The sequence below is a fragment of the Bacillus sp. NH11B genome (genome assembly GCF_001884205.1).
GTDB lineage: Bacteria > Bacillota > Bacilli > Bacillales > Bacillaceae_G > Bacillus_A > Bacillus_A proteolyticus.
The window spans coordinates 1-8,925 of the sequence record NZ_MAOG01000008.1 but is presented as its reverse complement, the minus strand read 5'-3'; the positions used below and the strand labels follow the sequence as shown (position 1 = coordinate 8,925).

General features: G+C 36.8%; 10 protein-coding genes and 1 pseudogene. 9 read left to right on the top strand and 2 right to left on the bottom strand.

The window, feature by feature from the left end; all coding sequences use genetic code 11:
* Both BAU27_RS00235 and uvsE read left to right on the top strand, forming a co-directional pair.
* A pseudogene (locus BAU27_RS00235) lies at positions 1–181 on the top strand (DEAD/DEAH box helicase); the annotation flags it as partial.
* Between the two features lie 94 nt (positions 182–275).
* On the top strand, positions 276–1,238 hold the full coding sequence (gene uvsE / locus BAU27_RS00230) for a UV DNA damage repair endonuclease UvsE (RefSeq protein ID WP_071744539.1): 963 nt from the start codon (positions 276–278) through the stop codon (positions 1,236–1,238).
* A gap of 75 nt (positions 1,239–1,313) precedes the next feature.
* On the opposite strand, the gene BAU27_RS00225 is transcribed toward uvsE, so the two are convergent.
* Entirely contained in the window at positions 1,314–1,862 is a 549-nt protein-coding gene (locus BAU27_RS00225; RefSeq protein WP_071769801.1) for a rhomboid family intramembrane serine protease, read from the bottom strand.
* A gap of 92 nt (positions 1,863–1,954) precedes the next feature.
* Between BAU27_RS00225 and acpS the strand changes: the two genes are divergently transcribed.
* From acpS to BAU27_RS00190, 6 genes are all read left to right on the top strand, one after another.
* On the top strand, positions 1,955–2,314 hold the full coding sequence (gene acpS / locus BAU27_RS00220) for a holo-ACP synthase (protein ID WP_071769800.1): 360 nt from the start codon (positions 1,955–1,957) through the stop codon (positions 2,312–2,314).
* A 156-nt stretch (positions 2,315–2,470) separates the two neighbouring features.
* Positions 2,471–3,421 (top strand): LolA family protein, encoded by a 951-nt coding sequence (locus BAU27_RS00215; RefSeq protein ID WP_071769803.1) that lies wholly within the window; start codon positions 2,471–2,473, stop codon positions 3,419–3,421.
* 118 nt (positions 3,422–3,539) lie between these two features.
* Positions 3,540–4,709 carry an alanine racemase gene (alr, locus tag BAU27_RS00210; protein ID WP_002139858.1) on the top strand — a complete coding sequence of 390 codons (1,170 nt, stop codon included), beginning with the start codon at positions 3,540–3,542 and terminating at the stop codon, positions 4,707–4,709.
* Between the two features lie 311 nt (positions 4,710–5,020).
* Positions 5,021–5,308, top strand: a complete 288-nt coding sequence (locus BAU27_RS00200) for a CopG family ribbon-helix-helix protein (protein WP_071744542.1) — start codon at positions 5,021–5,023, stop codon at positions 5,306–5,308.
* A 4-nt stretch (positions 5,309–5,312) separates the two neighbouring features.
* Positions 5,313–5,663, top strand: coding sequence for a type II toxin-antitoxin system endoribonuclease NdoA (gene ndoA / locus BAU27_RS00195; protein WP_000635963.1), 351 nt, complete (start codon positions 5,313–5,315; stop codon positions 5,661–5,663).
* Positions 5,664–5,731: 68 nt separating this feature from the next.
* Entirely contained in the window at positions 5,732–7,900 is a 2,169-nt protein-coding gene (locus tag BAU27_RS00190; RefSeq protein WP_071769802.1) for a Tex family protein, read from the top strand.
* Between the two features lie 57 nt (positions 7,901–7,957).
* On the opposite strand, the gene cmpA is transcribed toward BAU27_RS00190, so the two are convergent.
* The gene (gene cmpA, locus BAU27_RS30625; RefSeq protein WP_001143642.1) at positions 7,958–8,074 is read right to left on the bottom strand and encodes a cortex morphogenetic protein CmpA; all 117 of its coding nucleotides are present in this window, start codon (positions 8,072–8,074) and stop codon (positions 7,958–7,960) included.
* 208 nt (positions 8,075–8,282) lie between these two features.
* On the opposite strand from cmpA, the gene BAU27_RS00185 reads away from it, so the two are divergent.
* A complete protein-coding gene (locus tag BAU27_RS00185; RefSeq protein WP_071744543.1) occupies positions 8,283–8,744 on the top strand; it encodes a SprT family protein in 462 nt (153 codons plus the stop codon).
* The last annotated feature ends 181 nt before the right edge of the window (positions 8,745–8,925 follow it).

The following is an 8,925-nucleotide window of genomic DNA, read 5'->3' as shown; positions in this document are numbered from 1 at the left end:
TCGTAACCGTGATCGCAATCGTGATGGACGCGGCGGTGGCGATGGCCGTAACCGTGATCGTAATCGTGATGGTGGCAGTCGTGATGGTGGTAGTCGTGGTCGTAGAGGTGAAGGTCAAGGTCGCCCAGGATCTTCAAATGGACGCGGCGAAAGAAAACATCATAGCCGTCCACAAGCTTAATAAAAAAAGAGAATGCCCTTTGCTGGCATTCTCTTTTTTTTATTTCTGTAATTGTGCATACTACATAATAACTCGTATAGAAAAGGGGTGCCATATGCTTGTAAGACTCGGGTATGTCGCGATGAGTGTACATTTGAAGAATGCATCTCCATCTCAAACGATGACATATGCACAGTTTCAGCGGATTGATGATCGAGAGGCGGCGATTCGTAAGCTCGAAAGAATTGCTAATTCGAATTTGGAAAATTGTTTACGGTTATTAAAGCATAATAAAGGGCATGACATATCTTTCTTTCGGCTTAGTTCCAAGCTTATTCCTTTAGCGAATCATGAGGAGTTGTTAGAGTGGAACTATATTCGCCCCTTAAAAGAAAATTTAAAAGTGCTAGGTGAGTACGCTATTCGTATGAATATGCGAATTGATTTTCATCCGGATCACTTTGTTGTACTAAATTCACCTGAGGAGAGTATTTTCAAGCAATCTGTAAAGACATTGCAGATGCACAAAAAATTATTAAAGGGTATGGGAATTGAACATAAACAGAGATGTGTATTACATGTGGGAGGAGGTTATAACGATAAGGAGCTTGCATTAGAACGTTTTATAGAAAATTGGTCAAGTGTTCCAAGAGGTATTCAAGAGATGGTTATATTAGAAAATGATGATACGACTTTCTCTCTAGAAGAAACATTGTATTTGGGAGAGAAATTAGATATTCCAGTCGTGTTTGATTTGCATCATCATATGATGAATAATGACCAGGAAGATTGGCATGAAGATTGGGCACGTGTTGTACATACGTGGGAATCGTCTTTGTTACCAGTTAAAATGCATATTTCTAGTCCTAGAGATGAAAAAGATCCGAGAGCACATGCAGATTTTATTGATGTAGATACTTTCTTATCTTTTTTGAAAAAGATAAAGGGGAGTGTTCCGCAAATTGATTGTATGATTGAGGCGAAGAAGAAGGATGAGTCTTTATTTCAATTAATGAGAGAGTTAAGTAAACAAACAGAGGTGGAAATTATCGATGGTGCGAGCTTCTATATTAAATGAGCTCTGCACCATCGATTTTTTGTCCCGCTATTTGTGGGAGTCGGGCTGCCCGTAAAATCCCCACTGATTAAAGTTTCACTTTATTAAAAAAGGGGTGCAAATACCACCAATTATCAATCCTGTTAAATGGCTTATAGGGTTGGCAGAAGGATTAAAGAAAGTAAATAGCAGTAATAGAAGTATCGTGATTGAAAAAATAGCAATTTCTTTTGGGTTTGAAGAACGATATCGACTATACAATAAAAATAATTGTGCACCTAGCAATCCGAAAATACCACCAGATGCTCCGGCGTGAATATAGTCAAGAGGCATAATAATATAAGAAGAAATATTGCCGATAATGCCAGAAAGAAAAAAAATAATGATGAAAGAAAAATGTCCTAGTTGTTTTTCAATAGAAGAACCAAGAACAAATAAACAAATGCTATTGGAAAGAAAATGTTGTAAGTCTACGTGTACAAGTAGGGAAGTTATGATACGCCACCATTCTCCTTTAGCGATATATTCATTGTGGGCTGCCATGTGAAAGAAGGAAAAGTCGCTCAATATAATCGTGACTAATTGTATAAGAAGTAAAGAGAGGATGACTGGTTGTAATAGCGTACGGGTAGATGGTATTAGCATGTTGTTAGTATCACTCCTTTTGCATCAGAAAGATTCTCTGTTATTCTTACAATATGAATGCAGAAAGCTAAATAGAAGAAGGGGATTTTGAAATGATTGTAGGGATTGGAATCGATATTATTGAATTGAATCGAATTGAAAAAATGCTAGATGGAAAGCTTAAATTTATGGAACGTATTTTAACTGAAAGTGAACGTAATGTTGCCAAGGAGCTGAAAGGAAGTCGTCTTACAGAATTTGTGGCAGGAAGATTTGCAGCAAAAGAAGCGTATTCTAAGGCGGTAGGAACTGGGATTGGGAAAGAAGTTAGTTTTTTAGATATAGAAGTAAGGAATGATGATAGAGGTAAGCCGATTCTTATTGCAAATACAGAGCATATTGTTCATTTATCAATTAGCCATAGTAAAGAATTTGCTGTTAGCCAAGTTGTTTTAGAAAGCTCGTCAAGCTAGTCTGCATATTTTATATCTTTGTCTCATATATTTGAGGTAGCGATAAGGAAGGCATATCTTCCATTCATTTATAGGGGCAAAGGGGCTGAAGTGATGAAAAGGCGTCTGTTTTTAGTTCTCATCGGTTTATTGACCGTTTTTGTGTTGGCGGGCTGTATGGAAAAGAAACAGGAAGATGTTGTGAGAGATTTAGAGGCAAAAGTTAAAGGTATGAAGAGTTATCAAGCTGAAGCGAAATTATCTATTAAAACAGGAAATGAGCCGCAGGAGTATAGTGTAGAAATTTGGCATAAAGAACCTTCGTATTATCGTGTGAATTTAAAGAATGCGAAAAAGGATCAGAGTCAAATTATTTTAAGAAATGATGAAGGGGTATTTGTATTAACACCTGCGCTTAATAAGAGCTTCCGTTTTCAAAGTGATTGGCCGCAAAATAGTAGCCAGGCTTACTTATATGAATCACTTGTGAGAGATATTTTGCAGGATAAGAAAAACCTTACTTTCGAGAAAACAGATAAGTATTATATTTTCAAAACAAAAACAAACTATCAACATCAAAATATGTTACCGAAACAAGAGATTACATTGAAGAAGAGTGATTTAACACCAGTTTCCGTGAAACTGATGGATAATGATCAAAATGTCCTTGTAAAAGTAGATTTCACTAAAGTAAAGTTTGATACAAATTTTGATAAAGGTGCATTTGATACGAAACAAAATATGTCCAGAGCGCAAGTAGATGTTCAGACAACAGCGAAAGAAGACAAACCGTTTGCTGTTTTGTATCCACGTGACACGCCGCAAGGCATGACGTTGAAAGAGGAAGAAGAGTTGAAGACAGCCAGTGGCAAGCGTACGATACTCACATATACTGGAGGTAAGAAATCTTTTACTTTAATACAAGAAAAGGAAAAAGTTGCAGAGGCTTCATCAGCGGTAAGTGTAAGTGGAGAGCCGGTTGACCTTGGCTTCACGATTGGTGCATTGACGAAAGATTCTGTAACGTGGTCGCATAATGGAGTAGAATATATGCTCGTGTCTAAAGGTTTAGAGCCGAATGAGTTGTTGATGGTTGCTCGTTCGGTTACAGCGAAGCAGGTGAAGTAAACTTCTTAGACGTGGTGATATATGTGCACCACGTCTTTTCTTAGTTTGAAGGTGGATTTCATAAAAAGAAGCATATAAAAGAATAAGCTTCGCATATCGTGTATAAGGAAGTGTATTTATGGAAGAAGCACCGTTTTACCGTGACACTTGGGTGGAAGTGGATTTAGATGCGATCTATAACAATGTTACGCATATTAAAGAGTTCATTCCAAGTGATGTAGAAATTTTTGCTGTGGTCAAAGCGAATGCATATGGGCACGATTATGTACCAGTGGCTAAAACCGCATTAGAAGCAGGGGCAACAAGATTAGCAGTTGCTTTTTTAGATGAAGCTTTAGTGCTTCGGAGGGCTGGTATTACTGCACCGATTTTAGTATTAGGTCCTTCCCCTCCACGTGATGTAAATGTTGCTGCTGAAAATGATGTAGCATTAACTGTTTTTCAAAAAGAATGGGTGGAAGACGCGATAAAGCTCTGGGATGGTTCGTCAATAATGAAATTCCATATTAATTTTGATAGTGGTATGGGGAGAATCGGAATACGTGAACGTAAAGAATTAAAGGGGTTCTTAAAGAGTTTAGAAGGCGCTCCATTTTTAGAGTTAGAAGGAGTATATACACATTTTGCAACATCCGATGAGGTTGAGACTTCTTACTTTGATAAGCAATATAATACATTCTTGCAGCAGTTAAGTTGGTTGAAAGAATTTGGAGTGAACCCTAAATTTGTCCATACAGCCAATAGTGCTGCAACGTTAAGGTTTCAAGGGATTACATTTAATGCAGTGCGAATTGGTATTGCGATGTATGGGCTATCCCCATCTGTAGAAATACGTCCTTTTTTACCATTTAAATTGGAACCAGCGTTGTCACTTCATACGAAAGTTGCTCATATTAAGCAAGTGATTAAAGGGGATGGGATTAGTTATAATGTCACATACCGAACGAGAACTGAAGAATGGATTGCGACAGTTGCGATTGGGTATGCAGATGGATGGCTTAGAAGATTACAAGGATTTGAAGTGCTTGTAAATGGTGAAAGGGTACCGATTGTAGGGCGAGTAACAATGGATCAATTCATGATACATCTGCCTTGTGAAGTGCCGCTTGGTACGAAAGTTACACTCATTGGAAGACAAGGCGATGAGTATATTAGTGCTACCGAGGTTGCTGAATATTCCGGGACTATTAATTATGAAATTATCGCAACGATAAGCTTCCGTGTACCGAGAATATTTATACGACATGGTAAAGTTGTAGAAGTAATCAATTATTTGAACAATATATAGAAGAAGGTATTATTACTCAGCATCTCGTCATTTGGAGGAGTTTCACTAATAAAGAATAGGCTCTTTTTTGCTGGGTAGCTTCTTTTTATAATTGTTATTAATATAAGTTACAACGAAATATTACTGAAGGATTGCTTGATTTCTTGTTTAAAAAAGATAAAAAGTAAAAGAAGATGAATGTTTTATTTATGAATTGGAAAACATAAGCAAGGAATAAGGAAGTCTTTGCAACAGGCTCCATACAATGGTATTATTACAATAGGTGTCATATATATATTTGGGTGTGTAGTTGACGGTGGAGGTGTATTTTTGTGTCCGAATCAAGTGTAACTACTGAAATCGTGGTTCGGTTGCCAAAGCAAATGGTAACGGAATTGGACGGAATTGGAAAACAAGAGAATAAGAATCGCCATGAACTAATTTGCCAGGCAACAAAACTGTTATTGCGTCAACATAAGACGAAGAAACGCTACCAACATGAATCAATGCGACGTGGGTACATTGAAATGGGAAAAATTAATCTTGGTATTGCATCTGAAGCTTTCTTAGCAGAGTATGAAGCAGCTCATACAGTAGAACGCTTAGTTAGCGGGGGGTAATATTTTGATTGTAAAACGCGGCGACGTGTATTTTGCAGACCTTTCCCCAGTTGTTGGTTCTGAGCAAGGAGGCGTTCGTCCGGTTCTTGTCATTCAAAATGACATCGGAAATCGTTTTAGTCCGACTGTGATTGTAGCGGCTATTACTGCACAGATTCAAAAAGCGAAATTACCCACTCATGTGGAAATTGATGCGAAAAAGTACGGTTTTGAGAGAGATTCTGTTATTTTACTTGAGCAGATTCGAACAATCGATAAGCAGCGCTTAACGGACAAAATCACTCACTTAGATGAAGTGATGATGATTCGTGTAGATGAAGCGTTACAAATTAGTTTAGGACTAATAGATTTTTAAATCGGCAGTTTAAGTTGCTCTCTTTACAGGGCAACTTTTTTTTATTATAGAGGAGGTTACGGTTGGATATGGAAATGGTAGATAATCGACAAGGGTTAATGAAAATGTTAGTGAAAGAATTAGGCTTTACAGAAAAGCAAGTTCGTCATGTTATTCAATTAACAGAAGAAGGTAACACAGTTCCATTTATCGCTCGTTACCGAAAAGAATGGACAGGATCTCTAGATGAGGTGCAGATTCGTGCAATCTTAGAAAGATGGCAATATATGATGCAACTAGAAGATAGGAAAGAAGAGGTTCTTCGTCTTATTGGTGAAAAGGGGAAACTAACCGAAGAATTACGTCGTCATATTGTTGCTGCAACAAAACTTCAGGAAGTAGAAGATTTATATCGTCCTTATAAAGAAAAAAGAAGAACGAAAGCTACAATTGCTAAAGAAAAGGGATTAGAACCGTTAGCTGAGTGGTTATTGTTATATAAAAAAGAAAATCCAGCAGAGAAGGCTATGGAATTTGTTGATGGAGAAAAAGAAGTGGAATCTGCAGAAGATGCTTTGCAAGGTGCACAGGATATTATTGCGGAACTTGTTTCGGATAATGCGTCATATCGTAGTTGGATTCGGAATACTACTTTTCGAAAAGGGATTATGTCTTCATCTGTAAAAGATAAAGACAAAGATGAAAAGAATATATACGAAATGTATTATGATTATGAAGAACCGTTGCAAAAAGTAGTGCCTCATCGAGTGTTAGCGATGAATCGCGGTGAAAAGGAAGATGTATTAAGAGTTGCTGTTGTTACACCGACTGAGGAAATTAATCAGTTTTTACATAAAAAAATGATTCGTGATGAAGCTTCTAAAAGTGCGCACTATGTACAATTAGCGATTGAAGATGGATATAAACGATTAATCCAACCTTCAATAGAAAGAGAAATTCGTAAAGAATTAACAGAAACCGCTGAAGAACAAGCGATTCATATTTTCTCTGAGAATTTACGTAACTTATTATTACAGCCTCCAATGAAAGGGAAAGTTGTGCTAGCGGTAGATCCGGCATATAGAACAGGTTGTAAATTATCAGTAGTAGATGATACAGGGAAAGTTCTTAACATAGATGTTATTTATCCGCATCCACCTGTTCGTAAATATGAGGATGCAAAAAAGAAAGTTCTTTCAATTATAGATAAATATCAAGTTGAAATGATAGCAATTGGAAATGGTACAGCTTCCAGAGAAACTGAAGAATTTATAGTAGATGTCTTGCAAAATGTAAAACGGGATGTATTTTATATTATTGTAAATGAAGCGGGTGCTAGTGTATATTCAGCATCTGATTTAGCTCGTGAGGAGTTCCCAGATTTACAGGTTGAAGAAAGAAGTGCCGTTTCTATTGGGAGACGTCTACAAGACCCGCTTGCTGAGCTAGTGAAAATTGACCCTAAATCTGTAGGAGTAGGACAATATCAACATGATGTATCACAAAAAAGATTAAATGAATCGTTAACATTTGTGGTAGAGACAGCTGTTAACCAAGTTGGCGTTAATGTAAATACAGCTTCAGTTGCGTTGTTACAATATGTTTCAGGATTATCAAAAACAGTTGCAAAAAATATTGTAGCTAAGCGTGAGGAAGATGGGAAATTTACGAAACGTACTGAATTAAAGAAAATTCCTCGTTTAGGTGCGAAAACATATGAACAATGTATTGGATTTTTACGTATATTAGAAGGGGCGAATCCGTTAGATCGCACGGGGATTCATCCAGAACAATATAAAAATGTTGAATTGCTATTAAAAAGTCTAGGGTTATCAAAGAATGATGTAGGTAAACCGAACTTGCAGAAGAGTTTAGATGGAGTAGATGTTTCTAAATTATCTCAAGAGACGGAGATTGGCGAGCCGACTTTGGTTGATATTATTGAGGCTTTAATTAGTCCGGAACGAGATATGAGGGATGAGTTGCCAAAACCACTTCTGAAAAAAGGAATTTTGAAATTAGAAGATTTAAAGCGTGGTATGGAGTTAGAGGGAACGGTTCGTAATGTTGTTGATTTCGGTGCCTTTGTTGATATAGGTGTAAAGCAAGATGGCTTAGTACATATTTCTAAACTCAGCAAACAATTTGTAAAGCACCCGTTAGATGTTGTATCCGTAGGGCAAATTGTAAAAGTATGGGTAGATGATATTGATACGAAAAAAGGTCGTGTTGCATTATCGATGTTACCAATTGAATAGTAAGTAAAGAGAGCAGGTGAAACTGCTCTCTTTTTATGGATAGGAAAGTTTCGTTGATTATGAGCTTTGATGTATTTTACTATAATAAAACCAGCATTCATTTAGTAATTTGATTTGATACCGGTTTTTTTCGAAGTATGCACGTTGCATTTGTTTCTTTAGCCACGTAGGCATAGGAATCCCTCCTTGTTTAATCCTGCTCTCAAACATCTCTTCTTAATTAGTTAAAGAAATATTGATGAGAGGTTGGTGAGTGGATTTCTATCAATGCTTTATTTTTAGAAATCACGCTTCTTGAATGAGGATGGGTATATGTACTATTTAATATATGTATAGGAAGGGAGAAAAGTGTAAAAAAATTTTTTGTTTAGGAGGAATGAGAATGGATGAGCAAAAAATTCAGAGGTTAGTGGAAGAGGTATCGTTACAATACTTTGGGATGCCGTTTTTACATAAAGCGATGTTTAATAGTAGGTTACGTACAACTGGTGGGCGCTATCTATTGAATACTCATAATATAGAACTGAATTATCGATATTACGAAATGTATGGCAAAGAAGATTTAGTCGGGATTGTTAAACATGAACTTTGTCATTATCACTTACATATCACAGGAAAAGGGTATAAGCACCGAGATAGAGATTTTCGTGAGTTATTAAAGAAAGTGGGGGCACCCCGTTTTTGTAAACGAATGATTAATGAAGAGAAAAAGGAAACAAAAGTTTATACGTATGAATGTACGGGATGCTCACTTCAATATGTAAGAAGGCGTCAAATAAATACACAAAGATATGTATGTGGAAAATGTAAAGGGCAACTAAAACTGGTAGTGAAAACATCTTGACAGTGAAAACGCAATCCAGTATAGTATAAACATGTCACGTTTGTACAAGATGTTGTGAAAAAACTTCTTGACTTACGGTGATAATTTTTATAAGATACAAATTGTCTTTATTATTCCGCAGTAGCTCAGTGGTAGAGCTATCGGCTGTTAACCGATCGGTCGTAGGTTCGAGTCCTACCTG

Excerpts from the sequence above, each read along its gene's own strand:
- cmpA (WP_001143642.1), bottom strand. The coding sequence starts at position 8,074 with ATGCCTACGTGGCTAAAGAAACAAATGCAACGTGCATACTTCGAAAAA.
- BAU27_RS00190 (WP_071769802.1), top strand. The coding sequence starts at position 5,732 with ATGGAAATGGTAGATAATCGACAAGGGTTAATGAAAATGTTAGTGAAA.
- acpS (WP_071769800.1), top strand. The coding sequence starts at position 1,955 with ATGATTGTAGGGATTGGAATCGATATTATTGAATTGAATCGAATTGAA.
- BAU27_RS00225 (WP_071769801.1), bottom strand. The coding sequence starts at position 1,862 with ATGCTAATACCATCTACCCGTACGCTATTACAACCAGTCATCCTCTCT.
- alr (WP_002139858.1), top strand. The coding sequence starts at position 3,540 with ATGGAAGAAGCACCGTTTTACCGTGACACTTGGGTGGAAGTGGATTTA.
- uvsE (WP_071744539.1), top strand. The coding sequence starts at position 276 with ATGCTTGTAAGACTCGGGTATGTCGCGATGAGTGTACATTTGAAGAAT.
- BAU27_RS00215 (WP_071769803.1), top strand. The coding sequence starts at position 2,471 with ATGGAAAAGAAACAGGAAGATGTTGTGAGAGATTTAGAGGCAAAAGTT.
- BAU27_RS00185 (WP_071744543.1), top strand. The coding sequence starts at position 8,283 with ATGGATGAGCAAAAAATTCAGAGGTTAGTGGAAGAGGTATCGTTACAA.